At 71.9% G+C, this 24,110-nt stretch carries 23 protein-coding genes; 17 read left to right on the top strand and 6 right to left on the bottom strand.

Features of this window, described 5'->3' with window-relative positions; all coding sequences use genetic code 11:
• Positions 1 to 143: 143 nt before the first annotated feature.
• From ACZ6AQ_RS15320 to ACZ6AQ_RS15375, 12 genes are all read left to right on the top strand, one after another.
• Complete coding sequence (locus ACZ6AQ_RS15320; protein WP_468760249.1) at positions 144 to 1,391, top strand: serine hydroxymethyltransferase; 1,248 nt, start codon at positions 144 to 146, stop codon at positions 1,389 to 1,391.
• Between the two features lie 107 nt (positions 1,392 to 1,498).
• On the top strand, positions 1,499 to 2,818 hold the full coding sequence (locus ACZ6AQ_RS15325; RefSeq protein ID WP_468760250.1) for an MraY family glycosyltransferase: 1,320 nt from the start codon (positions 1,499 to 1,501) through the stop codon (positions 2,816 to 2,818).
• A 262-nt stretch (positions 2,819 to 3,080) separates the two neighbouring features.
• Positions 3,081 to 3,494 carry a hypothetical protein gene (locus ACZ6AQ_RS15330; protein ID WP_388688976.1) on the top strand — a complete coding sequence of 138 codons (414 nt, stop codon included), beginning with the start codon at positions 3,081 to 3,083 and terminating at the stop codon, positions 3,492 to 3,494.
• Between the two features lie 222 nt (positions 3,495 to 3,716).
• On the top strand, positions 3,717 to 4,526 hold the full coding sequence (atpB, locus tag ACZ6AQ_RS15335; RefSeq protein ID WP_468760251.1) for a F0F1 ATP synthase subunit A: 810 nt from the start codon (positions 3,717 to 3,719) through the stop codon (positions 4,524 to 4,526).
• A 91-nt stretch (positions 4,527 to 4,617) separates the two neighbouring features.
• On the top strand, positions 4,618 to 4,884 hold the full coding sequence (gene atpE, locus ACZ6AQ_RS15340) for an ATP synthase F0 subunit C (protein ID WP_024761915.1): 267 nt from the start codon (positions 4,618 to 4,620) through the stop codon (positions 4,882 to 4,884).
• A gap of 42 nt (positions 4,885 to 4,926) precedes the next feature.
• Positions 4,927 to 5,472 carry a F0F1 ATP synthase subunit B gene (locus tag ACZ6AQ_RS15345; protein WP_388688979.1) on the top strand — a complete coding sequence of 182 codons (546 nt, stop codon included), beginning with the start codon at positions 4,927 to 4,929 and terminating at the stop codon, positions 5,470 to 5,472.
• The gene (locus tag ACZ6AQ_RS15350; RefSeq protein ID WP_468760252.1) at positions 5,469 to 6,284 is read left to right on the top strand and encodes a F0F1 ATP synthase subunit delta; all 816 of its coding nucleotides are present in this window, start codon (positions 5,469 to 5,471) and stop codon (positions 6,282 to 6,284) included. The genes ACZ6AQ_RS15345 and ACZ6AQ_RS15350 overlap by 4 nt, the downstream gene beginning before the upstream one ends.
• A gap of 138 nt (positions 6,285 to 6,422) precedes the next feature.
• Positions 6,423 to 8,021 carry a F0F1 ATP synthase subunit alpha gene (gene atpA / locus ACZ6AQ_RS15355; protein ID WP_388688982.1) on the top strand — a complete coding sequence of 533 codons (1,599 nt, stop codon included), beginning with the start codon at positions 6,423 to 6,425 and terminating at the stop codon, positions 8,019 to 8,021.
• A gap of 20 nt (positions 8,022 to 8,041) precedes the next feature.
• Positions 8,042 to 8,959 carry a F0F1 ATP synthase subunit gamma gene (locus ACZ6AQ_RS15360; RefSeq protein ID WP_388688984.1) on the top strand — a complete coding sequence of 306 codons (918 nt, stop codon included), beginning with the start codon at positions 8,042 to 8,044 and terminating at the stop codon, positions 8,957 to 8,959.
• Positions 8,960 to 10,408, top strand: coding sequence for a F0F1 ATP synthase subunit beta (gene atpD / locus ACZ6AQ_RS15365; RefSeq protein WP_468760253.1), 1,449 nt, complete (start codon positions 8,960 to 8,962; stop codon positions 10,406 to 10,408). It abuts the gene before it with no gap.
• A 112-nt stretch (positions 10,409 to 10,520) separates the two neighbouring features.
• A complete protein-coding gene (locus tag ACZ6AQ_RS15370) occupies positions 10,521 to 10,895 on the top strand; it encodes a F0F1 ATP synthase subunit epsilon (protein ID WP_388688987.1) in 375 nt (124 codons plus the stop codon).
• Positions 10,896 to 11,038: 143 nt separating this feature from the next.
• Positions 11,039 to 11,485, top strand: a complete 447-nt coding sequence (locus ACZ6AQ_RS15375; RefSeq protein ID WP_388688989.1) for a DUF2550 domain-containing protein — start codon at positions 11,039 to 11,041, stop codon at positions 11,483 to 11,485.
• A gap of 72 nt (positions 11,486 to 11,557) precedes the next feature.
• On the opposite strand, the gene ACZ6AQ_RS15380 is transcribed toward ACZ6AQ_RS15375, so the two are convergent.
• From ACZ6AQ_RS15380 to ACZ6AQ_RS15390, 3 genes are all read right to left on the bottom strand, one after another.
• Positions 11,558 to 13,411: a glycosyl hydrolase family 18 protein gene (locus tag ACZ6AQ_RS15380; protein WP_468760254.1), complete on the bottom strand. Its 1,854-nt coding sequence runs from the start codon at positions 13,409 to 13,411 to the stop codon at positions 11,558 to 11,560.
• A 121-nt stretch (positions 13,412 to 13,532) separates the two neighbouring features.
• Entirely contained in the window at positions 13,533 to 14,186 is a 654-nt protein-coding gene (locus ACZ6AQ_RS15385; RefSeq protein ID WP_388688992.1) for a response regulator, read from the bottom strand.
• Positions 14,183 to 15,418 carry a sensor histidine kinase gene (locus tag ACZ6AQ_RS15390; protein WP_468760255.1) on the bottom strand — a complete coding sequence of 412 codons (1,236 nt, stop codon included), beginning with the start codon at positions 15,416 to 15,418 and terminating at the stop codon, positions 14,183 to 14,185. Before ACZ6AQ_RS15390 ends, ACZ6AQ_RS15385 begins: the two co-directional genes overlap by 4 nt.
• Before the next feature lie 151 nt (positions 15,419 to 15,569).
• Between ACZ6AQ_RS15390 and ACZ6AQ_RS15395 the strand changes: the two genes are divergently transcribed.
• Positions 15,570 to 16,214, top strand: a complete 645-nt coding sequence (locus ACZ6AQ_RS15395; RefSeq protein WP_468760256.1) for a hypothetical protein — start codon at positions 15,570 to 15,572, stop codon at positions 16,212 to 16,214.
• A gap of 26 nt (positions 16,215 to 16,240) precedes the next feature.
• Here the strand turns inward: ACZ6AQ_RS15395 and ACZ6AQ_RS15400 are convergent, their stop codons facing one another.
• On the bottom strand, positions 16,241 to 16,813 hold the full coding sequence (locus ACZ6AQ_RS15400) for a cob(I)yrinic acid a,c-diamide adenosyltransferase (RefSeq protein ID WP_388688996.1): 573 nt from the start codon (positions 16,811 to 16,813) through the stop codon (positions 16,241 to 16,243).
• Positions 16,814 to 17,068: 255 nt separating this feature from the next.
• Between ACZ6AQ_RS15400 and ACZ6AQ_RS15405 the strand changes: the two genes are divergently transcribed.
• The 3 genes from ACZ6AQ_RS15405 (at position 17,069) to ACZ6AQ_RS15415 (ending at position 21,378) form a co-directional block, all read left to right on the top strand.
• Complete coding sequence (locus tag ACZ6AQ_RS15405) at positions 17,069 to 17,917, top strand: 3-hydroxyacyl-CoA dehydrogenase family protein (protein WP_388689361.1); 849 nt, start codon at positions 17,069 to 17,071, stop codon at positions 17,915 to 17,917.
• 127 nt (positions 17,918 to 18,044) lie between these two features.
• The gene (locus ACZ6AQ_RS15410) at positions 18,045 to 18,368 is read left to right on the top strand and encodes an STAS domain-containing protein (protein WP_030210572.1); all 324 of its coding nucleotides are present in this window, start codon (positions 18,045 to 18,047) and stop codon (positions 18,366 to 18,368) included.
• A 358-nt stretch (positions 18,369 to 18,726) separates the two neighbouring features.
• A complete protein-coding gene (locus ACZ6AQ_RS15415; protein WP_468760257.1) occupies positions 18,727 to 21,378 on the top strand; it encodes an ATP-binding protein in 2,652 nt (883 codons plus the stop codon).
• A gap of 117 nt (positions 21,379 to 21,495) precedes the next feature.
• Here the strand turns inward: ACZ6AQ_RS15415 and nucS are convergent, their stop codons facing one another.
• Positions 21,496 to 22,167: an endonuclease NucS gene (gene nucS, locus ACZ6AQ_RS15420; RefSeq protein WP_468760258.1), complete on the bottom strand. Its 672-nt coding sequence runs from the start codon at positions 22,165 to 22,167 to the stop codon at positions 21,496 to 21,498.
• Between the two features lie 281 nt (positions 22,168 to 22,448).
• On the opposite strand from nucS, the gene ACZ6AQ_RS15425 reads away from it, so the two are divergent.
• Positions 22,449 to 22,841 (top strand): SCO5389 family protein, encoded by a 393-nt coding sequence (locus ACZ6AQ_RS15425; protein WP_388689001.1) that lies wholly within the window; start codon positions 22,449 to 22,451, stop codon positions 22,839 to 22,841.
• A 166-nt stretch (positions 22,842 to 23,007) separates the two neighbouring features.
• On the opposite strand, the gene ACZ6AQ_RS15430 is transcribed toward ACZ6AQ_RS15425, so the two are convergent.
• A complete protein-coding gene (locus tag ACZ6AQ_RS15430) occupies positions 23,008 to 24,042 on the bottom strand; it encodes an LLM class flavin-dependent oxidoreductase (RefSeq protein WP_468760259.1) in 1,035 nt (344 codons plus the stop codon).
• Positions 24,043 to 24,110: the final 68 nt, after the last annotated feature.

A 24,110-nucleotide genomic window follows, 5' to 3' on the forward strand; every position in this document is an offset into this window, starting at 1 on the left:
CGGCGGGCGGAGCCCGGCGCGGCGCCGGCGGGCGCCCGGCGCGGGGCCCCCGGGAGCCCCGGAGCGGGCGCCGTTCCCGGCGCGCGCGTCCGGCGGGAGGTGCCTACATTGGTGCTGACATCCCTCCACGTCCGGAGCCAGCCATGCCGGTCACCGCGCCCCCCGACGAGGCACTCGACGTCCTGCGCCGACAGGACCCGGAGGTCGCCGACGTCCTCCTCGGCGAGGAGCGCCGGCAGGCCGAGGACCTCCAGCTGACGGCGGCCGAGAACTTCGCCTCGCCCGCCGTCCTCGCCGCCCTCGGCTCGTCCCTCGCGAACAAGTACGCCGAGGGCTACCCCGGCGCCCGGTACCACGGTGGTTGCGCCTACGCCGACGCCGTCGAGCGGATCGCCGTGCGGCGGGCCACCGCGCTCTTCGGAGCCGACCACGCGAACGTCCAGGCCCACTCCGGTTCCTCGGCCGTCCTGGCGGCGTACGCGGCCCTTCTCAGGCCCGGGGACACGGTCCTGGCCATGGGCCTCGAACACGGCGGGCACCTCACCCACGGCTCGCCCGCCAACTTCTCCGGCCGCTGGTTCGACTTCGTCCCGTACGGCGTCGACGCCGAGACCGGTCTCGTCGACTACGAGCAGGTCGCCGCCCTCGCGCGCCACCACCGCCCCAAGGCGATCGTCTGCGGCTCGATCTCCTACCCCCGCCACCTCGACCACGCGGTCTTCCGCGAGATCGCCGACGAGACCGGCGCCTATCTCGTCGCCGACGCCGCCCACACCATCGGCCTGGTCGCCGGGGGAGCGGCGCCCAGCCCCGTCCCGTACGCCGACGTCGTCTGCGCCACCACCCACAAGGTGCTGCGCGGTCCGCGCGGCGGGATGATCCTGTGCGGGGAGGAGCTGGCGGGCCGGATCGACCGCGCCGTGTTCCCGTTCTCGCAGGGCGGCGCCCAGATGCACACGATCGCGGCCAAGGCCGTGGCCCTGGGCGAGGCCGCCGCCCCCGCGTTCACCGCGTACGCCCACCGGGTCACGGAGAACGCCCGCGTCCTCGCCGCCGCGCTCGCCGCCGAGGGCTTCGTGATCACCACCGGCGGCACCGACACCCACCTCGTCACCGCCGACCCCGCCCCCCTCGGCGTCGACGGCCGCACCGCCCGCGCCCGGCTCGCCGCCGCCGGCGTCGTGCTCGACACCTGCGCCCTGCCCCACGGGGCGGGGCGGGGCGTCCGGCTCGGCACCGCCGCCGTCACCACCCAGGGGATGGGCGCCCCCGAGATGGCGAGGATCGCGGGACTGTTCCCCGCGGCGCTCCGGGACGACCCGGCCGGAACGGCCCGGGTGCGGGCCGAGGTACGTGCGCTGACCGGCCGGTTTCCCCCGTACCGCCCTTGACCGGAGGCCGGGCGCAACCGTTCGGGCGACCCGGGTGTCTCCCAGCACATGGACGGCACGGCTAGGGTGTGGGGCTGAGATGGCCAGCGATTCCTGTGGGGCAGCCCGTGCGTGATTACCTGCTGACGCTCTGTGTCACGGCGGCGGTGACCTACCTGCTCACCGGCCCGGTGCGGAAGTTCGCCATCGCGACCGGGGCGATGCCGGAGATCCGCGCCCGCGACGTGCACCGAGAACCGACTCCGCGGCTCGGTGGCATCGCCATGTTCTTCGGGCTGTGCGCCGGACTGCTCGTCGCCGCGCACCTGCAGAACCTGAGCAGCGTCTTCGACCTGTCGAACGAGCCCCGCGCCCTGCTCTCCGGCGCCGCCCTGATCTGGCTGATCGGCGTCCTGGACGACAAGTTCGAGCTGGACGCGCTCATCAAGCTGGGCGCGCAGATGATCTCGGCCGGCGTGATGGTCGCGCAGGGCCTGACGATCCTGTGGCTGCCGATCCCGGGCGTCGGCGTCGTCTCCCTGACGCCCTGGCAGGGCACGCTCCTCACGGTCGCCCTCGTGGTCCTCACCATCAACGCCGTGAACTTCGTCGACGGCCTCGACGGCCTCGCCGCCGGCATGGTCTGCATCGCCGCCACGGCCTTCTTCCTGTACGCCTACCGCCTCTGGTACGGCTACACGATCGAGGCGGCCGCCCCCGCGACCCTCTTCACCGCCATCCTCATGGGCATGTGCCTGGGCTTCCTGCCGCACAACATGCACCCGGCGCGGATCTTCATGGGCGACTCGGGCTCGATGCTGATCGGCCTGATCCTGGCGGCCTCCGCCATCTCGATCACCGGCCAGGTCGACCCCGACGTGCTGAAGATCTTCGAGGGCTCGACCCGTGAGGCCACGCACGCCGCCCTGCCCGTCTTCATCCCGCTCCTGCTGCCGCTGACGATCATCGCGATCCCGATGGCCGACCTGTTCCTGGCGATCGTGCGCCGTACGTGGAAGGGCCAGTCGCCGTTCGCGGCGGACCGGGGACACCTGCACCACCGGCTCCTGGAGATCGGGCACTCGCACAGCCGCGCGGTGCTGATCATGTACTTCTGGTCGGCGCTGATCGCCTTCGGGACGCTGGCGTACTCGGTCCACTCGACCTCGATGTGGATCGTCCTCGGCGTGGTCGCGCTCAGCGCGATCGGCCTGGTGCTGCTCCTGATGCCGCGGTTCACGCCGCGCGCGCCCCGCTGGGCGCAGTCCGTGGTGCCGCCCCGCTACCGGCGCCGCACGCCGGCCCCCGTCGCCGTGGAGGAGGCCGGGCCGGAGCCGGACGCGGTCGGGGAGGAGCGGGTTCCGGTGCCCGCCGGCCTCCACGGCTCCACGGCCATCGGCAACCGCGCGCGCTTCACCGACCGGCGGAAGGCCGGAACGCCGAGTTGACGAAAGCCGCGACGGCGGTCAATACCAGACAAGCCGCCGCCGTGTCGCGCACACACGCGCGGTGTAACTCTCATGTGTGACTGTTGGCACACCGTATGGGTAAAGACCTATTCAAATAGTTTGTGATACGGTTCACGAGACCCGGCGACAGTGCCGAAAGACCGTAGTGCGACGGTCCGTTGGCCCCGAGACCCACCTCGGACCGGGATTACGCTCGTCCACGACGACACCACCGCCCCCTCCAGCAAGCGGAGACACCGCCATGCCGTCCAACGACGCACGCATCCTCCTGCACACCGTTGTACCCACCGCAGCCGTCGGCGTCGTCGCCACGGTCGTCAGCGGGGTGGTCGCCGGTGGCAAGGGCGCGCTCGGCGGAGTCGTCGGCACCCTGGTGGTCCTGCTGTTCATGGGGATCGGGCAGGTGGTCCTCCAGCGGACGGCGAAGTCGCTGCCGCACCTCTTCCAGGCCATGGGGCTGCTGCTCTACACGGCCCAGCTGCTGGTGCTCTTCGTCTTCCTCGCCCTGCTCAAGAACACGACGCTGTTCCACTTCAAGGCCTTCGCCTTCACGCTCCTCGCGACGACCGTCGTGTGGGTCGCCGCACAGGCCCGCGCCTACATGAAGGCCAAGATCGCGTACATCGACCCCGGAAACAAGGGGTCCTCGTCGTGAAGGGTAGGGCCGGGATAAAGCCGTGCCCGGCTTCCTGCTATCGTCCGGTGCCAACTGCGGCACTGCGGACGCGGGCAACCGAAACGCCTGTCCCAGCGCGAGGCTCGACGCCGAACCGCCGCCCCCTTATCCGTAAGACCAGTCCAGTGCCGACCCGCGGCCGCGTGCCGCGCCGACACAACGAGGTTGCCGTACCTATGCGCCACGCTGAAGGAGCCCGCGGTGAGTGCTGACCAAACGCTTGCCTTCGACCCGGATTGTCACATCTTCAGTGGATGTGGCTTCCCGGCGCCGGGCCTGCACACGTTCATGTACGAGCCCATCGCCACGGTGGCCGGCATCGAGATCACCAAGCCGATGCTGCTCGCCGTTCTCGGCTCCATCGTGGTCGTCGGGTTCTTCTGGGCCGCCTTCGCCAAGCCCAAGCTGATCCCCGGCAAGATGCAGATGGTCGGCGAGGCCGGTTACGACTTCGTGCGCCGCGGCATCGTCTACGAGATCATCGGCAAGAAGGACGGCGAGAAGTACGTCCCCTTCATGGTGTCGCTGTTCTTCTTCGTCTGGATCATGAACCTCTGGTCGATCATTCCGCTCGCCCAGTTCCCGGTCACCTCGCTGATCGCCTTCCCGGCCGGTCTCGCGCTGATCGTGTACGTCATGTGGATCTCGCTCACCTTCAAGAAGCACGGCTTCGTGGGCGGCTGGAAGAACATCGTCGGCTACGACAAGTCCCTCGGCGCGATCCTCCCGATGGTCGTCGTCCTCGAGTTCTTCTCGAACCTCCTCATCCGGCCCTTCACGCACGCGGTCCGACTGTTCGCGAACATGTTCGCCGGTCACCTGCTCATCGTGATGTTCTCGCTGGCCACCTGGTACCTCATGAACGGCCTGGGCTTCGTCTACGCCGGCGCCTCGTTCGTGATGGTCCTCGTGATGACCGCGTTCGAGCTCTTCATCCAGGCCGTCCAGGCGTACGTCTTCGTCCTCCTGGCCTGCAGCTACGTCCAGGGCGCGCTCTCCGAGCACCACTGAGCCCGGCCCGTACCGGCTGCTCCCCACCCAAGCCAACAGTCGTCCGGTGGCCAACCCCCATCGGGTCATTGAAAGAGAAGGAAGTAACGGCATGTCCGCTGCTCTCGACATGATCAACCTCGCCGCCGAAGGTGGCAGCGCCAAGACCAACGTCGTCGGCAACGTCGCCTCGATCGGTTACGGCCTCGCCGCGATCGGCCCCGGCGTCGGCGTCGGCATCATCTTCGGCAACGGCACGCAGGCCCTCGCCCGCCAGCCCGAGGCCGCCGGTCTGATCCGCACCAACCAGATCATGGGCTTCGCCTTCTGTGAGGCGCTCGCCCTCATCGGCATCGTCATGGGCTTCGTCTACCAGTAAGCCCGGACCGACAGCCCGATTCTTTTTACGGAAGGCACTGATGTGAACGCTCTGCTTCTTGCGGCGGCGGAGGAGCCCCAGCCTCCTCTGATCCCGCATCTTGACGAGCTCGTCATCGGCCTGATCGCCTTCGTCATCGTCTTCGGCTTCCTCGCCAAGAAGCTCATCCCGAACATCAACAAGGTTCTGGAAGAGCGCCGCGAGGCCATCGAGGGTGGCATCGAGAAGGCCGAGTCGGCCCAGATCGAGGCTCAGAGTGTGCTGGAGCAGTACAAGGCCCAGCTCGCCGAGGCCCGCCACGAGGCCGCGCGTCTTCGCCAGGAGGCGACGGAGCAGGGCGCCGCGATCATCCAGGAGATGAAGGCGGAAGGCCAGCGCCAGCGCGAGGAGATCATCGCGGCCGGCCACACGCAGATCGAGGCCGACCGCAAGGCCGCGGCCGCCTCGCTGCGTCAGGACGTGGGCAAGCTCGCCACGGACCTGGCCGGCAAGCTGGTCGGCGAGTCCCTCCGGGACAGCGCTCGCCAGAGCCGCACGATCGACCGCTTCCTCGACCAGCTCGAGGAGAAGGCCGAGGCCGTCCGATGAACGGAGCGAGCCGTGAAGCACTGGCAGCCGCCCGCGAGTCCCTCGACGCGCTGACCGACAACACGTCGGCCGACGCGACGAAGCTCGCGGACGAGCTCGCCTCCGTCACCGCGCTGTTCGACCGTGAGGTGTCGCTGCGCCGGGTCCTGACCGACCCCGCCCAGCCGGGTGAGGCCAAGGCCGAACTCGCGCAGCGACTCCTGCGCGGTCAGGTGGGCGGCGAGACCGTCGACCTGGTTTCGGGCATGGTCCGTTCCCGCTGGTCCGGTTCGCGCGACCTGGTCGACGCGACCGAGGAGCTGGCGAACACCGCCGACCTCACCGCGGCGCAGAAGGCGGGCACGCTGGACGACGTCGAGGACGAGCTGTTCCGCTTCGGCCGGATCGTGTCCTCCAGCACCGAGCTGCGCTCGGCGCTGACGGACAAGGCCGCCACGGCCTCCGCCAAGGGCGCGCTGCTCCGCAGCCTGCTCGGCGGCAAGGCCCACGCGACCACCGAGCGCCTGGTCGTCCGTCTGGTGACCCAGCCCCGGGGACGTAGCCTGGAAGCGGGACTCGAGTCCCTGTCCAAGCTCGCCGCGGCGCGCCGGGACCGGATGGTCGCCGTCGTCACCTCGGCGGTGCCGCTGTCGGACGGGCAGAAGCAGCGTCTGGGAGCCGTACTGGCCAAGCTGTACGGCCGCGCGATGCACCTGAACCTGGACGTGGACCCCGCGGTCCTCGGCGGGATCACGGTGCGGGTCGGCGACGAGGTCATCAACGGCACCATCGCGGAGCGCCTCGACGAGGCGACCCGTCGACTGGCCGGCTGACGGCCACCACAGCAGAAAAGCATCACAGCATCACCAGCGGCCCGGTTGGGCCGTGCAGAGATTGCAGAAGATTCCTGGGGGTCGGCCCCCAGACCCCTTAAGAAACTTCGGGCCCAACAAGGAGAGCAGGGAACCCAGATGGCGGAGCTCACGATCCGGCCGGAGGAGATCCGGGACGCACTGGAGAACTTCGTCCAGTCGTACCAGCCGGACGCGGCCTCGCGCGAGGAGGTCGGCACGGTCAGCCTGGCCGGCGACGGCATCGCGAAGGTCGAGGGTCTTCCCTCGGCCATGGCGAACGAGCTGCTGAAGTTCGAGGACGGCACCCTCGGTCTCGCGCTGAACCTCGAAGAGCGCGAGATCGGTGCGATCGTCCTCGGCGAGTTCAACGGCATCGAGGAGGGGCAGTCGGTGCAGCGCACCGGCGAGGTCCTCTCGGTCGGTGTCGGTGAGGGTTACCTGGGTCGCGTCGTCGACCCGCTCGGCAACCCGATCGACGGTCTCGGCGAGATCGCGACCGAGGGCCGCCGCGCCCTCGAGCTGCAGGCCCCGGGCGTCATGGCCCGCAAGTCCGTGCACGAGCCGATGGAGACGGGCTACAAGGCCGTCGACGCCATGACGCCGGTCGGCCGTGGTCAGCGCCAGCTGATCATCGGTGACCGCCAGACCGGCAAGACCGCGCTGTGCATCGACACGATCATCAACCAGCGCGACAACTGGCGCTCGGGCGACGTGAACAAGCAGGTCCGCTGCATCTACGTCGCCGTCGGCCAGAAGGGCTCGACCATCGCGTCCGTCCGCGGCGCCCTGGAAGAGGCCGGCGCGCTCGAGTACACGACGATCGTCGCCGCCCCGGCGTCCGACCCGGCCGGCTTCAAGTACCTGGCGCCGTACACCGGCTCCGCCATCGGTCAGCACTGGATGTACCAGGGCAAGCACGTCCTGATCGTCTTCGACGACCTGTCGAAGCAGGCCGACGCCTACCGCGCCGTGTCGCTGCTGCTGCGCCGTCCGCCGGGCCGTGAGGCCTACCCGGGCGACGTCTTCTACCTGCACTCGCGTCTCCTGGAGCGCTGCGCGAAGCTCTCGGACGAGCTGGGTGCCGGTTCGATGACCGGTCTGCCGATCGTCGAGACCAAGGCGAACGACGTGTCGGCGTTCATCCCGACCAACGTCATCTCCATCACCGACGGCCAGTGCTTCCTGGAGTCCGACCTGTTCAACGCCGGCCAGCGCCCGGCCCTGAACGTCGGCATCTCGGTCTCCCGCGTCGGTGGCTCCGCCCAGCACAAGGCGATGAAGCAGATCTCCGGCCGCCTCCGCGTGGACCTCGCCCAGTTCCGTGAGCTGGAGGCGTTCGCCGCCTTCGGTTCGGACCTGGACGCGGCCTCCAAGGCGCAGCTGGAGCGTGGACAGCGGATGGTCGAGCTGCTCAAGCAGCCCCAGTACCAGCCGATGCCCACCGAGAACCAGGTCGTCTCCGTCTGGGCCGGCACCACCGGCAAGATGGACGACGTCCCGGTCGTGGACATCCGCCGCTTCGAGGCCGAGCTCCTGGCGTACCTGCGCCAGAACCACTCGGGCCTCATGACCTCCATCCGTGAGGGCGGCAAGATGTCGGACGACACCCTGCAGGCCGTGGGCGACGCCATCGCGGAGTTCAAGAAGCAGTTCGAGACCTCTGACGGCAAGCTGCTGGGCGAGGACGCTCCTGCCGCCGTCAACGTCTCGAAGTGACGACGGAAGGGACCTGACTCATGGGAGCGCAGCTCCGGGTCTACAAGCGTCGCATCAAATCCGTCACCGCGACGAAGAAGATCACCAAGGCGATGGAGATGATCGCCGCCTCGCGTGTCGTCAAGGCGCAGCGCAAGGTGCAGGCGTCGACTCCGTACGCGACCGAGCTGACGCGCGCGGTCACCGCGGTGGCCACGGGTGCCAATGACAAGCACCCGCTGACCACCGAGGCGGAGAACCCGGTCCGTGCCGCGGTCCTGCTCCTGTCGAGCGACCGCGGTCTGGCCGGTGCCTTCAACTCCAACGCCATCAAGGCGGCGGAGAAGCTGACGGCGAAGCTGGAGGGCGAGGGCCGCGAGGTCGTCGTCTACGTCGTCGGCCGTCGCGGCATCGCGCACTACAACTTCCGTGAGCGGAAGCTGGCCGGCACGTGGACCGGGTTCACGGACCAGCCGACGTACGGCGACGCCAAGACGGTCGCGGCTCCGCTGATCGAGGCGATCGAGAAGGACACGGCGGAGGGCGGCGTGGACGAACTCCACATCGTCTACACCGAGTTCGTCTCGATGATGACGCAGACGGCGGTCGAGGCCCGGCTGCTGCCCCTCAGCCTCGACGAGGTGGCGAAGGAGGCGGGCGAGCCGGACACGCTCCGCCCGCTGTACGACTTCGAGCCGTCGGCGGAGGACGTCCTCGACGCCCTGCTGCCCCGGTACGTCGAGAGCCGGATCTACAACGCGCTGCTCCAGTCGGCCGCCTCCAAGCACGCCGCCACGCGCCGCGCGATGAAGTCGGCGACCGACAACGCGGGAGACTTGATCAACAACCTCTCCCGACTTGCCAACGCGGCCCGCCAGGCCGAAATCACCCAGGAAATCAGCGAGATCGTCGGCGGCTCGGCAGCCCTGGCCGACGCGACCGCGGGGAGTGACAAGTAAGTGACGACGACTACTGAGAATGCCGTGACGGCCGCCACGGGCCGCGTCGCCCGGGTCATCGGCCCGGTCGTCGACGTGGAGTTCCCCGTCGACGCGATGCCGGAGATCTACAACGCGCTGCACGTCCAGGTTCCGGACCCGGCCGAGGCGGGCGCGACCAAGACGCTGACCCTCGAGGTCGCCCAGCACCTCGGCGACGGCGTCGTCCGCACCATCTCCATGCAGCCCACCGACGGCCTGGTCCGCCAGGCCCCGGTGACCGACACGGGCACGGGCATCACCGTCCCGGTCGGCGACGCCACCAAGGGCCGCGTGTTCAACACGCTCGGCCAGGTGCTGAACGCCGACGAGTCCACCGTGGCCGACGCGCCGCGCTGGACGATCCACCGCAAGGCCCCGGCCTTCGACCAGCTCGAGTCCAAGACCGAGATGTTCGAGACCGGCCTGAAGGTCGTCGACCTCCTCACCCCGTACGTCAAGGGTGGAAAGATCGGTCTGTTCGGTGGTGCCGGTGTCGGCAAGACCGTTCTGATCCAGGAGATGATCGTCCGTGTGGCCAAGCTGCACGACGGCGTGTCGGTCTTCGCGGGCGTCGGCGAGCGCACCCGTGAGGGCAACGACCTCATGGTGGAGATGGAGGAGGCCGGCGTTCTCGACAAGACCGCGCTGGTCTTCGGCCAGATGGACGAGCCCCCGGGCACCCGTCTGCGCGTGGCCCTCGCCGGTCTGACCATGGCGGAGTACTTCCGCGATGTGCAGAAGCAGGACGTGCTGTTCTTCATCGACAACATCTTCCGCTTCACCCAGGCCGGTTCCGAGGTGTCGACCCTGCTCGGCCGCATGCCCTCCGCGGTGGGCTACCAGCCGAACCTGGCCGACGAGATGGGTCTCCTCCAGGAGCGCATCACCTCGACCCGTGGTCACTCGATCACCTCGATGCAGGCGATCTACGTCCCCGCCGACGACCTCACCGACCCGGCGCCGGCGACCACCTTCGCCCACCTCGACGCGACGACGGTTCTCTCCCGTCCGATCTCCGAGAAGGGCATCTACCCGGCCGTGGACCCGCTGGACTCCACGTCCCGGATCCTGGACCCGCGCTACATCGCGCAGGACCACTACGACGCCGCCACGCGCGTCAAGGGAATCCTGCAGAAGTACAAGGACCTCCAGGACATCATCGCGATCCTCGGTATCGACGAGCTGAGCGAGGAGGACAAGCTCGTCGTCCACCGTGCCCGGCGTGTCGAGCGCTTCCTGTCCCAGAACACCCACGCGGCGAAGCAGTTCACCGGTGTGGACGGTTCGGACGTTCCGCTCGACGAGTCGATCGCCGCGTTCAACGCGATCTGCGACGGTGAGTACGACCACTTCCCGGAGCAGGCCTTCTTCATGTGTGGTGGTCTCGAGGACCTCAAGAAGAACGCCAAGGAGCTCGGCGTCTCCTGAGCCCCGTGCTCGCCTCGGAGGGGGCGGGACCCGTCCCGCCCCCTCTCCACGCCCCCTAGAATTGATCCCAACACCCGGCACGACCGCCGGGTGCTGACCCGAGGAGCCACCCTTGGCCGCTGAGCTGCACGTCGAGCTGGTCGCCGCGGACCGGAGTGTCTGGTCCGGCGAGGCCACCCTGGTCATCGCGCGTACCACCTCCGGCGACATCGGCGTCATGCCCGGCCACCAGCCGCTGCTCGGTGTGCTGGAGTCGGGCCCGGTGACCATCCGTACGAGCGAGGGCGAGACCGTCGTCGCCGCCGTCCACGGCGGATTCATCTCCTTCGCCGACGACAAGCTGTCCCTGCTCGCGGAGGTCTGCGAGCTGGCGGACGAGATCGACGCCCAGCGCGCCGAGCGCGCCCTCGAGCGTGCCAAGACGGACTCCGACGCCGCCGCCGAGCGGCGCGCCGAGGTCCGGCTGCGCGCGGTAGCGGTCCGCTGACGGTCCGCGCGGAAGTAGTGCCCTCAGCCGCGGCACGGCTGGAATTCTCCAGACCGTGCCGCGGCTGAGGCGATGCAGATGCAGGTGGTATTCGGTTCTGCCGGCCGGTCCGGCTACGGGACGCAGCGAGGAGGTCGGTGAAGATGTTCCTCGCTCTGCTCGTGTGCGGCCTGGTCGTCGCACTGGTGGTGATCGGGCTCTTCGTCTTCGGGTTGCGCCGGAGACTGATCCAGCGGGCCGGGGGCACCTTCGACTGCTCCCTGCGCTGGAACGTCCCCGACGAACCGGACCCGGCCGGCAAGGGCTGGGTGTACGGCGTCGCCCGCTACAGCGGCGACGAGATCGCCTGGTTCCGCGTCTTCTCCTACGCGCCCCGGCCGCGCCGGGTCCTGGAGCGCTCCTCCATCGTGGCCCTGGAGCGCCGGACGCCGGAGGGCGAGGAGGAGCTGGCGCTGCTCTCGGACGCGGTGATCCAGCCCTGTATGTACGAGGGCGTCCGCCTGGAGCTCGCGATGAGCGAGGACGCCCGGACGGGCTTCATGGCCTGGCTGGAGGCGGCGCCTCCCGGGCAGAGGGTCAACGTCGCGTAGGACGGTCTCCGCGCACGACGGGAGCGGGGGACGGCGTGCTGCGCCGTCCCCCGCTCCTTCGTGCCGTACGGGCTAGCTCAGGCCGCTGTTGATCGCGCCGACCAGCTCGCCGTTGGTGGTGTCACCGCTGAACTCCCAGAAGAACGCGCCGCCCAGGCCCTGGTTCTTCGCCCAGCCCATCTTGGACGTGACCGTGGCCGGGGTGTCGTAGCTCCACCAGTTGGTGCCGCAGTGGGCGTACGCCGTGCCGGCGATCGTGCCGGTGGCCGGGCAGGAGTTCTTCAGGACCTTGTAGTCCTCGATGCCCGCCTCGTACGTGCCGGGTGCCGCGCCCGTCGCCGTGCCGCCCGGGGCGGACTGGGTGACGCCGGTCCAGCCGCGTCCGTAGAAGCCGATGCCGACGAGCAGCTTGTTGGCCGGGACGCCCTTCGCCTTGAACTTGGCGATCGCCTCGGCGGTGTTGAAGCCCGCCTGCGGGATGCCGTCGTAGGCGGTGAGCGGGGAGTGCGGGGCCGTCGGGCCCTTGGCCGCCCAGGCGCCGAAGAAGTCGTACGTCATCACGTTGAGCCAGTCGTAGTACGGCGCGGCGCCGCCGTAGTCCGCGGCGTCGATCTTGCCGCCGGAGGAGGCGTCGGCCGTGACGGCCGCGGTGACCAGGTTGTTCGGGCCGAACTTGGCGCGCATGGCCTGCATCATGTTCTTGAAGGAGGCCGGGCCGCTGGTGTCACAGGTCAGACCGCAGGCGTTGGGGTACTCCCAGTCCAGGTCGATGCCGTCGAAGACGTCGGCCCAGCGCGGGTCCTCGACCAGGTCGTAGCAGGACTGGGCGAACGCGGCCGGGTTCTGCACGGCCTGGCCGAAGCCGCCGGACCAGGTCCAGCCGCCGAAGGACCACAGGACCTTGATGTTCGGGTACGCCTTCTTCAGCTTGCGGAGCTGGTTGAAATTGCCGCGCAGCGGCTGGTCCCAGGTGTCGGCGACGCCGTCGACGGACTGGTCGGCGGTGTACGCCTTGTCGTAGTCGGCGTAGGCGTCGCCGATGGTGCACTTGCCGCCCTGGACGTTGCCGAAGGCGTAGTTGATGTGGGTGATCTTGGACGCGGAGCCCGAGGTCACGATGTTCTTCACGTGGTAGTTGCGCCCGTAGACGCCCCAGTTGGTGAAGTAGCCCATCTTCACGGCCTTCGGGGGCGGGTTGGGCCCGCCGCCGCCGGTGGTGCGGACGGCGACCGGGCCGGCGGCCGGGCCGGTCTGGTCGATGGTGTCGCGGGCGACGACCGTGTAGCTGTAGTCGGTGCCGGCGGTGAGGCCGGTGTCCGTGTAGGTCAGGCCCGTGGTGGTGGTGACCTTCGCGCCGTCGCGCAGCACGTCGTAGTTCTTGACGCCCTTGTCGTCGGTGGCCGCGGTCCAGGTGAGCTTCACCGAGGTGTCGGTGACGTTCGAGGCGACCGGGGTGCCGGGGGCGGAGGGCGCCTTGTCGCCGGGCTCCGGCTGGGTGGAGCCGTCGCAGGCGGCCCCGTTGATCTTGCAGCCGGCGGGGGCACCGGAGCCGGCGCCGTTGTAGCCGAAGGAGAGGGAGGCGCCGGGGGCGAGGGTGCCGTTCCAGCCGACGTTCTTGGCGGTCCAGTGGTTCCCGGAGCTGGTCACCGTGGCGTCCCACGCGGAGGTGACGGAGGTGCCGGCGGGGTAGTCCCACTCGACGGTCCAGGAGTTGATGGTGGTGGTGCCGGTGTTCTTGATGGTCCAGCTGGCTCCGAAGCCGGAGCCCCAGTCCTGGGTCTTGGTGTAGGTGGCGGTCACCGAGGTGGCCGCTTCGGCGGGGGAGGCGAGGCCGACCATGGCGGCCAGCGGCAGGATCAGGGCGGTCAGGCCGGCGGCGGTCCGGTGCCTGAATCCTGATCTGCGCGACGGTGCTTGAGTGCTCAACGGTGCTCCTCAAGGTGCGGACGGGGGGTGGGGGTGGTCCGTGGAGATGCGCGCGCCCCGCGAGCGTAGGAAGGTCTGGACCAATCGTCAAGAGGTCTGGACCAACGTCGGGGCGCTCCCGTCACACGCCCAACTCCCGCGCCAGAACCGCCGCCTGGGCCCGGCTCCGCACCCCCAGCTTCCCCAGCACCTTGCTGACGTGCGTCTTCACCGTCGCCTCCGCCATGCCGAGCCGCACCGCGACCTCCGCGTTCGACAGCCCCCGGCCGAGCGCCGAGAGCACCTCCCGCTCCCGGGGCGTCAGCGCGTCCAGGACGGCGGGGTCCGTCCCCCGCTCCGACGGGGAGGGCCGGCCGGACGCGGCGAACTCGGCGATGAGCCGCCGGGTCACCGCCGGGGCGATCAGCCCCTCGCCGCGCGCCACCGTCCGTACCGCCCCGATCAGCTCCCGGGCGTCCGCGTCCTTCAGGAGGAAGCCCGCCGCGCCCGCCCGCAGCGCCCCGAAGACATGGGCGTCGAGGTCGAAGGTGGTCAGGACGAGCACGTCCGCCAGCCCCTCCGCCACCACGATCCCGGTCGCCGTCACCCCGTCCATCCGGGGCATCTGCACGTCCATCAGGACCAGGTCCGGACGCAGCTCGCGCGCCAGCTCCACCGCCCGCTCCCCGTCGGCCGCCTCCCCGACCACCTCGATGTCCGGCGCGCTGCCGAGGATCAGCACCAGACCCGCCCGCACCGCGCTCTGGTCCTCGGCGACCACCACCCGCACCGTCACGTCCGCTCCTCGTCGCTCGCGTCCACGGGCAGCTCCGCCCGCACCCGCCACAGTCTCCGTCCTCCGCCCTCCGTCACCGGGCCCGCCTCGAAGACCCCGCCGAGCAGCGCCGCCCGCTCCCGCATCCCCACCAGACCGGCGCCCGAGCCGGGCGCGGTCGGGCCGGGTCGCTCCCCGTACGGACTGGTGACGGAGACGGAGAGTGCGCCCGCCGGGCTCCCGAGGACGACCCTCACCTCGCCCGGGGCGGCGTGCTTCACCGCGTTCGTCAGGGATTCCTGCACGATCCGGTACGCGGCCAGCTCCACCGGCGCCGGCAGCCCGCCCACCGTCTCCCGGGCGTCGTCCAGGACGAAGACGAGCCCGCCCGGACCGCCGTTCGCCCGCGCCTGGGCGATCAGCGCGTCGAGCCCGGCGAGGCGGGGCACGGCGACCGGCCCCGCGTCCGCCCCGCTGTCCCGCAGGATGCCGATCAGCCGCCGCATCTCCGCCAGGCCCGCCACGCCGTTCTCCCGGATGACCGCGAGCGACCGCCGGGTCGTCCCCGGATCGTCCAGCGAGAGCGCGGCCGTCGCGTGGATCGCGATCGCCGACAGGTGGTTCGCGACCACGTCGTGCAGCTCCCGCGCCATCCGGGCCCGCTCGGCCACCACCGCCTGCGTCCGGTCCATCTCGGCGAGGAGCGCCGTCTGTTCCGCGCGCAGCCGGGCCGCCTCCGCCGCGTCCCGGTGGTTGCGCACGATCGCGCCCGTCACGGCGGGCAGGAAGGAGACCATGCCGGTGAGCACGCCCACGAGCAGCGCGACGGCGTTCTGCCACCGGACGAGGAACACCACCGTGACCGCGACGGTGAGGAGGCCGGTGGCGTACGGGACGCGCCGGGCCAGGGCGGACGTGCCGTACACCACCGAGGCGTAGACGACGTCCGTGAACATCAGCACCGTGGCGAGGTTGCCGTTGGTGAGCTGGTCCCCGGCGATCGCCAGGGCGCCGACGAGCAGGGCGGTCAGCGGGGCGGCGCGGCGCAGCGCCTCCGTCGCGGCCATCACGGTCAGCGGGATCAGCGTCGCCCAGCGCTGCCCGATGACGTGGTCCCCCGTCACGAACAGCCCGAACGACCACAGGACCAGGCCGCCGGCCAGGCCGGCGGCGGCGATCAGCAGGTCGACGCGGTGCGGGCGGGGGAGGCGGAACACCGGACGGGAGGGCCTCACCGGGCGGGGGAGCGTCACGCGTTCATCCAACACGCCCCCGCGCGCGCCGGCCTCCTCGTCCCGGCCGATCCGTCCTCCGCCGAACGATGTAGACGCGATTCCTCACCGGCGACGACGTGCCGCACCGGGCCCCACGGGAGGCTGGAGGGGAACGGAAAGGGGAACCCCCGTGATCGTCACGCTGGTCGTCGTCTGCGAGGTCGGCTTCTGGGTCCTGCTGGCCGCCGGCCTCGCCGCCCGCTATCCGCTGAAGATGCCCAGGACGGGCCTGGCGCTGCTGCTGTGCGAACCGCTCCTGGAGGTCCTGCTCCTCGTCGTCACCGCGATCGACCTCGGGAACGGCGCCTCCCCCGACTGGACCCACGGCCTCGCCGCCCTCTACATCGGCTACACCGTCGGCCACGGCCACCGCACCGTGAAGTGGCTCGACGGCCACGCCGCCCACCGCCTCGGCGGCGCCCCGCCGCCGGTGGGGCCGCCGAGGTACGGCATGGCGCGCGCCCGCCACGAGGGGGCGGTCTGGCTCGGTTCGGTGATCGCCGCCGCCGTCGCCTCGGGCCTGCTGCTCCTGGCGGCCCTGTACGTCGGGGACCGGGGGAACACCGACGGCCTGCGCGACTGGATGTCCTTCGCCTGGCGGGCGGCCGGCGTCCACGGCCTGATCGCGCTCAGCTACGCGATCTGGCCGAAGAAGGCGCCGCCGGAGGAGGCACCGGAGGGGAGCCGGGAGAAGGCGCCGGAGGGGAGTCGGGAGGAGACGCCGGAGGGGAGCCGGGAGGAGAGGCCCGAGAACCCCCTGCGGAAGACCCCGTAGGGCGCCCGGGGCCCCTCAGGACGTGCTCAGCGCTCCCCTCCCGGCACCCAGAGCACGTCCCCGACCGCCTTGTTCGCGGTCCGGGCGAGGATGAAGAGCAGGTCCGACAGGCGGTTCAGGTACGTGGCGGTCAGGGCGTTCATCGTCTCGCCGTGCACCTCCAGGGCCGCCCACGTCGAACGCTCCGCCCGCCGGACCACCGTGCACGCCTGGTGCAGCAGCGCCGCCCCGGGCGTGCCGCCCGGCAGGATGAAGGAGCGCAGCTTCTCCAGCTCCTCCAGGAAGCGGTCGCAGTCCGCCTCCAGCCGGTCGACGTACGCCTGCTCCACCCGCAGCGGCGGGTACTCCGGGTCCTCCACGACCGGGGTGGAGAGGTCCGCGCCCACGTCGAAGAGGTCGTTCTGGACGCGGACGAGGACCTTCACGACCTCCTCGTCCAGCTGCCCCAGGGCGATCGCCGTGCCGATGACGGCGTTGGCCTCGTTGGCGTCGGCGTAGGCCGAGATCCGCAGATCCGTCTTGGCGGTCCGGCTCATGTCGCCCAGGGCGGTGGTGCCCTTGTCGCCGGTACGGGTGTAGATGCGCGTCAGATTGACCATGGCGCCAGCGTAGGGCCTGTCCGGCCCTCCTCCGCCGGGCGCGCCACCGCCGCCGTCCCGCGCGGGCCCCGCCCCGGGCGGGAGGACCCCGGCACGCCCCGTACGGACCCGAACGGACGCACCCGCCGCCCGTCGTGGGTGTGACGTCCGTCAAAGAGGGCGTGACGCGCGTTACTTAGCGGTCACATGGCGCTCCCCGACCGCTAATCTCCGCCGGAGAGCCAGAAGTGAACAGGCGTGGAGGGGTGGAACATCGTGGGCAGGAAGCTCGCCGTCATCGGGGCCGGACTCATGGGGTCCGGCATCGCACAGGTTTCGGCACAGGCGGGCTGGGACGTCGTCCTGCGCGACGTCACCGACGCCGCCCTGACCCGCGGCACCGACGGCATCAAGGCGTCGTACGACCGCTTCGTCGCCAAGGGCAAGCTGGACGCGGCCGACGCCGGGGCCGCGCTCGGGCGGATCACCGCCACCACCGAACTCGACGCCGTCGCGGACGCCGACGTGATCGTGGAGGCCGTCTTCGAGAACCTCGACGTCAAGCACGAGATCTTCCGCTCGCTCGACAAGGTCGCCAAGGACGGCGCCGTCCTCGCCTCCAACACCTCCGCGATCCCGATCACCAAGATCGCCGCGGTGACGGAGCGCCCCGAGGCCGTCGTCGGCACCCACTTCTTCTCCCCGGTCCCGATGATGCAGCTCTGCGAGCTGGTGCGCGGCTACAAGACCAGCGACGCCACCCTCGCCGCCGCCCGCGCGTTCGCCGAGTCCGTCGGCAAGACCTGCATCGTCGTCAACCGCGACGTGGCCGGCTTCGTCACCACCCGGCTCATCGCCGCCCTCGTCGTCGAGGCCGCCAAGCTCCAGGAGTCGGGCGTCGCCACCGCCGAGGACATCGACATCGCCTGCAAGCTCGGCTTCGGCCACGCCATGGGCCCGCTCGCCACCGCCGACCTCACCGGCATCGACATCCTGGTGAACGCCGCCCAGAACATCTACACCGAGTCCCAGGACGAGAAGTTCGCCCCGCCGGAGCTGATGCGCCGAATGGTGGACGCGGGTGACATCGGCCGCAAGAGCGGGCAGGGCTTCTACACGTACTGAGCCCGGCCGCCCACCCCGCCCTCACTCCACGGGGTGAATTTCGACGGCTGTTCGCTGACAAGGCGCAACGCTTCTGCCGGTGCGGCAGTCAGTTGTTGCGAAGACGGAGCACTCTCGGGGAGCGCATATGCACATCAGGGGCGATCATGTCGAGCTGGTCGTCGGGGGCCGCCTCGACGTCCGCAGCGCGGCGGACGCCCGTACGGTCCTGCACTCGGCCGTCGACGACGGAGTCGGCGACCTGGTGCTCGATCTGACCGGCCTGGACTCCTGGGACGCCACCGGACTCGGCGTGATCATGGGAGCCCACCGGAGGGCCGGCCGGTGCGGCCGGCGTCTGGTCCTGCGCGGGGTGCCGCCCCAGATGCAGCGCCTCCTCGTCGCCACCAGGCTGCACCGCATCCTCGCCATCGAGGGCGGCCTCGCCCTGGAGTCCCTGCCCCGGGTCTGAGGCCCGCCCGCCCCCGGGTCTGAGGCCCGCCCGCCCCTGGGACCGGCACCCGCCCCTGGGTCCGGCACCCGCCCCCGGGCCCGGCACCCGCCCCCGGGTCCGAGGCCCGTCCGCCCGCGGTCGGGTCGCACCGGACGGCGGCCCGGATCCCCGCCGGGACCCGTCCCGCTCCCCGGCCCCGGGAGCGACCGCGCGTACCGGGCGTCACGCGCAATCCTCACAAGACCGTGACGTCTTGGTCTCGGGAGGACCCCGCCTGTTCCCGGCCGTCCCGCCACGGTCTAGGGTTCGGTCGGCCCGCCCATCGACGGAAACCCACCCGGCGGGCCCCGCACACCGCTTCTTGGGGGCTAGGACCATGGACCCGATCAACCGTGGGTCGGAGGAGTACGGTCACGACACCGAGGGCGAGGAAGCCCGCCAGGGCCGTGGCACACCCGCTCCCGCACCCGCGCGTGCCCGTGTCGTCCGGCTCGTCACCGGCGGCCTCCTCCTCACCGTCAACCCCGTCGACGGCAGCGAGATCGAAGCCTGCCCGCCCGGCCGGGAACCCGAGGCCCCCCGCCCCCGCACCCCCGAGGAGCGCGCCGAGGCCGCCCGTGCCGCCGCCCCGCCCGTCCCGCCCGGACCGGTGGCCCCCACCCTGCCGCTCCTCGAACGCGAGGAGGAGCGCGAACGGCTCGCCGCGATCCTCGGACGCGGCCGCTCCGCCCGGCTCCTCGGCGTCCCCGGGTCCGGCCGCACCACGCTCCTCGACGCGGTCGCCGCCGACTGCGCGGACCTCGCCCCCGACGGCGTCGTCCGCCTCTCCGGCCGTCACCGCGCCCCCGCCGACCTCCTCCACGAGCTCTTCGCCGCCGTACGGCACGCTCCGGGCAGGCGGCCCGACCGCGCCGAACTCCTCGACGGGCTCCGTGACGTCGGCGCCGTGGTCGTCGTGGACGACCTGGAGTTCGGCGGCGCCGCCCTGGACGAGTTCCTCGCCGCCGCCCCCGAGTGCGCCTTCCTCCTCGCCGCGGAACCCGGGACGCCCACCCCCTCGCCCGGCACCCTCCTCGAAGAGGTCCTGCTCGCCGGCCTCGGCCGCGCCGCCGCCCTGAAGCTCCTGGAGAGCGCCGTCGGCCGCACCCTCACCGACGAGGAGGCCAACTGGGCCGGCGACCTCTGGTTCGAGTCCGAGGGCCTGCCGCTCCGCTTCGTCCAGGCCGGGGCCCTGCTCCGCCAGCGCGACCGGCTGCGCGTCACCCCCGCCGAGTTCGACGCCTTCGGCGCCCTGGAGGAGGCGTTCGGGCCCACCGACCCCGACGCGGCGGCGGCCGCCGCGGCCGCCGCCTTCGACGGCACCGCCGACCCCGACGTCGAACTGCGCGAGATACCCCTGCCCAGCCTCGGCGAGGGCGCCGCCCCCGCCGCCCTCCTCGCCTCCCGGCTCAGCCGCTCCGCCCAGACCGCCCTGCGCTTCGCCGTCGCCCTCGGCGGCGAGATCCCGCACCAGGCCCACCTGCCCGCCCTGACCGGCGACACCCACGCCGACACGGCCCTCGGCGAACTCCTGGCCTGCGGACTGCTCTCCCCGGCCGGCCCCCGCCACCGGCTCGCCGCCGGGGTCCTCACCCAGCTCCTCGCCCACGGGTACGCGGAGGGGGCCGCCGACCGCGCCCACACCGTCGCCCGTCACTACGCCTGGTGGACCGCCCACCCCTCCGTCACCCCCGAGCGGGCCGCCGCCGAGTCCGACGCCGTCATCGCCGCCCTGACCGCCCTCGTCTCCGGCAACGGCAACGGCAACGACAACGGAGACGAGTCCGGTACCGAGCACCGGGCCACCGCCGTCCTCCTCGCCCGCGCCGCCGCCCCCGCCTTCGCCGCCGGACGCCACTGGGGCGCCTGGGAGCGGACCCTGCGCGCCGGGCAGCAGGCCGCCCGGCTCACCGGGGACGTCGCCGAGGAGGCGTACTTCCACCACGAACTCGGCGTCCTCGCGATCTGCGCGGGCCACCTGGAACGGGCCCGTGCCGAACTGGAAGCCTCCATCGGCATGCGCGGGGCGCTCGCCGACAAGCGCGGCACCGTCGCGGGCCGCCGGGCCCTCGCCCTCGTCGCCGACCTCTCCGGCGACCATCCCGCCCCGGCCGCCCTCCGCCCCGAGGAGTTCGTCTCCCCGCCGCGCGGCATCCCGGCCGCCCGCCCGGTGCCCGAGCCGGTCACGGCCCCGCTGCCGGGCGGGCCCGTACGGACGCCGGACCGACCCGTGCCCCCCGTGTTCCCCGGCTTCGCCGACACGGTTCCGGCACCCGTCAAGCCCACCGGTCCCGCTGGTCCCGCCGGTCCCGCCGGGAGCCCCCGGCGCCCCGGTCTTGCCGCCGGCCTCCTCGACGGCGCCCGCCGCAACCTCGCGGCCGTCGGCGCGGGCGCGCTCCTCCTCGTCGTCCTCGGCACCGTCGTGACCCTCGGCGCCGCCTCCGGCGACGGCGAGCACCCGGCCCCCCAGCGCGTCACCTCCGACAGCACGGCGCCCGAGGGCGGCAACGGCGACGACGACGGCACGGACGCCGGGGAGACGCCCGCGGACGACGGCACCGGGGAGCCCGGAAGGACGAAGGGTCCCGCCGGCACCGGCTCCCCGGACCCCTCCGGTTCCGGGGGCCCTTCGCCGTCCTCCTCCACGAGCCCCGGCGCCGGCACCGGCACGCCCTCGCCCTCGGACTCCCCGGGCGGCCCGTCGCCGACCGGCTCCCCGACCGGGACGGCGCGGCCCACGACGTCCTCGTCGCCCTCCGCCACGACGGGCGGACCGAGCCGGCCGACGAGGACGCCCCCGCAGCCGTCCTCCTCGACGTCGTCGCAGCCCCCGGCGAGCCCGTCCACGACCCCGGCGACCTCCGCCCCGACGCCCACCTCCGAGCCGACCACCCCGCCCGGCACCGAAGAGGGCAGCCCCAGCAACTCCGCCTCCGCCCCCCTCGGCGACCGCCCCGGCACCACCACCGCCCCGCAGCCGCCCGTCTGACGCCCGCCCGGCACACGGCGAAGGGGGCGGCCCCGGACGCGTTCACCGCGTCCGGGGCCGCCCCCTTCCTCCGTACCGTGCCCGGAACGTGCCGCGGGGGCCCGTCCGGGACGCGCCTCAGAACAGGCGCAGCTTGTCGTCCTCGATGCCGCGCAGCGCGTCGTAGTCGAGGACCACGCAGCCGATGCCCCGGTCCGTCGCGAGGACCCGCGCCTGCGGCTTGATCTCCTGTGCCGCGAAGACGCCCCGCACCGGTGCCAGGTGCGGGTCGCGGTTGAGCAGTTCCAGGTAGCGGGTCAGCTGCTCGACGCCGTCGATCTCGCCCCGCCGCTTGATCTCCACCGCGACCGTCGCGCCGTCCGCGTCCCGGCACAGGATGTCCACGGGACCGATCGCGGTCGGGTACTCGCGGCGGATCAGGGTGTGGCCGGGGCCCAGGGTCTCGATGCGGTCGGCGAGCAGTTCCTGGAGGTGGGCCTCCACGCCGTCCTTGATGAGCCCCGGGTCCACGCCCAGCTCGTGCGAGGAGTCGTGGAGGATCTCCTCCATCGTGATGATCAGTTTCTCGCCCGCTTTGTTGATCACGGTCCAGACGCCCGCGTCGTCGCCGGTGCCCTCCTTCAGGACGCACGGCGGGGACATCCAGTTGAGCGGTTTGTACGCCCGGTCGTCCGCGTGGACGGAGACGCTGCCGTCTGCCTTGACCAGGATCAGACGGGGTGCGGAGGGCAGGTGGGCCGTGAGCCGGCCCGCGTAGTCCACGGAGCAACGGGCGATGACGAGACGCATGGTCGGCAACGCTACAAGACGGGCGCTCCTCCGCGCGATCCGGGCACGGTACGGGCGCTGCCCGGGCACTGGCCGGGGACGCCGCGGGCACCGGGAAGCGATCTTGATGAGCCGAACACCCGTCGGTTATCAGCCGGTTGTGTCCTCCCTCTTCTGGTGCCGCCCGCACTGCGCGCTTACGGTGGAAGCTGGAGGTCGTCGTCCGTGCACCCTGCGTGGCGTGGTCCGGCCTTCGCCCCTGCCCGCAAGACCCCGTCCGCGGGGTCGCGAGAGGAGAACCCATGTCGCTCGACGTCTCACCGGCCCTGTTGGAACAGGCCGAGCGAGGCGAGGTCGACGAAGCCGACTTCGTCGACTGCGTCCGGACCTCCCTGCCCTACGCGTGGGAGATGATCAGTTCTCTGGTGGCCCAGCTGGAGGTCGACGGCGGAGAGTTCGCCGACAACCAGACGCCGCCGCCGAACGAACAGGCACGTGGTCAGCTGCTGCGAGCCCTCGCGAGCGATGCCATTCGTGGCGCCCTGCAGCGGCACTTCGGGGTGCGTCTCGCCTTCCAGAACTGCCACCGGGTGGCGGTCTTCCCGCTGGACCCGGCGGTGGACGACCGGCTCGCCCGTTTCACCTCCGTACGGGGGCAGCTCCTGAACCAGTCGCCGGAACTGCGCGACTGCTGAGACACGGTGCTGCCGCTCCCCGTCGTGGGAGAACGTGGCCGGTGCGCGTCGGCGCGCACCGGTACGGAGGAACGCCGGAGCGGCAGCACGGTCCCGGGGGAAGCAGCGGACCCCGCAGCCGCCCGACCGGGGACCTCCTCGCCGGGAGCCGCCGGGCCGTGCGCCCTCAGACCAGGAGCGGCAGGACCTCCGCACCGAGGCGCCGGACGTTCTCCTCGGTGGCCGCGAGATCGCCCGAGCCCTCCGCGAGCAGGGCGAAGCGTGTGATGCCCGTACGTTCCGCCGTCGCCGCGAGCCGGTCCGCCGCGAGCCGGGGGGTGCCCACCGGATGCAGACCGCACAGCAGCTCCGTGTACGCCACGGGGTCCCGCATGGTCCGGTGCCGGCCGTCCACCGTCACGTGCGCGTCGAGCCCCTGCCTCAGCCAGCCGGGCATCGCCTTCACCAGCGCCTCGGCCGCGTCCTCGCGCCGGTCCGCGAGCTGGGCCACCCCCGCCGACACGTGCCGGGAGCCGGTCCGCGCGATCTCGTCCGGGTCCCGCCCGGCCTCCCGGGCCCAGCGCGCCCAGGCCCCGACCGCCTCGGCCTTCTCCTCGTCGCCGCAGTGCATCCCCAGGAGCATCGGCAGCCCGCGCTCCGCCGCCAGCCGCACGCTCTTCGGCGAGGTGCACGCCACCACCACCTCCGGGCCCGCCTCCCCGCCGATCAGCTCGCCGGGCCGGGGCACCACCGGCACCTCGCGGAAGGCGAACCTCTCGCCCCCGGCGCCCACGCGCGGCTCGGTGAGCCAGCGCAGCAGCAGGTCGAGCGATTCGGGAAAGCCCTTCTCGTACGCCTCCAGGCCGGACCCGAACACCTCCAGGTCCACCCACGGCCCGCCCCGGCCCACCCCGAGGGTGAACCTGCCGCCCGAGGTGAGGTGCAGCAGCGCCGCCTGCTCGCCCAGCGCGACCGGGTGGACGGTCGGCAGCACGCTCACCGCGGTGCCCACCCGCAGCCGCCGGGTGCGGCCCAGGAGCAGGGCGGCCAGCGTCACGGCCGAGGGACAGACCCCGTACGGTACGAAGTGGTGCTCGGCCAGCCAGACCGAGTCGAGCCCCGCCTCCTCGGCGACCTCGGCGGTCCGCACCGCCCGGTGCAGCGCCTCTCCCTGCCCCTGGCCCGGGAACTGTGCGGCCAGAACGAACGTACCCACGCGCATCGCCTTCTGCCTCCTCGCGGCCGACGCGTATCTCCCCCCGCACCGGCAACAACGCCTGACACGTGCCG

This window comes from Streptomyces sp. NPDC041191, assembly GCF_055591945.1.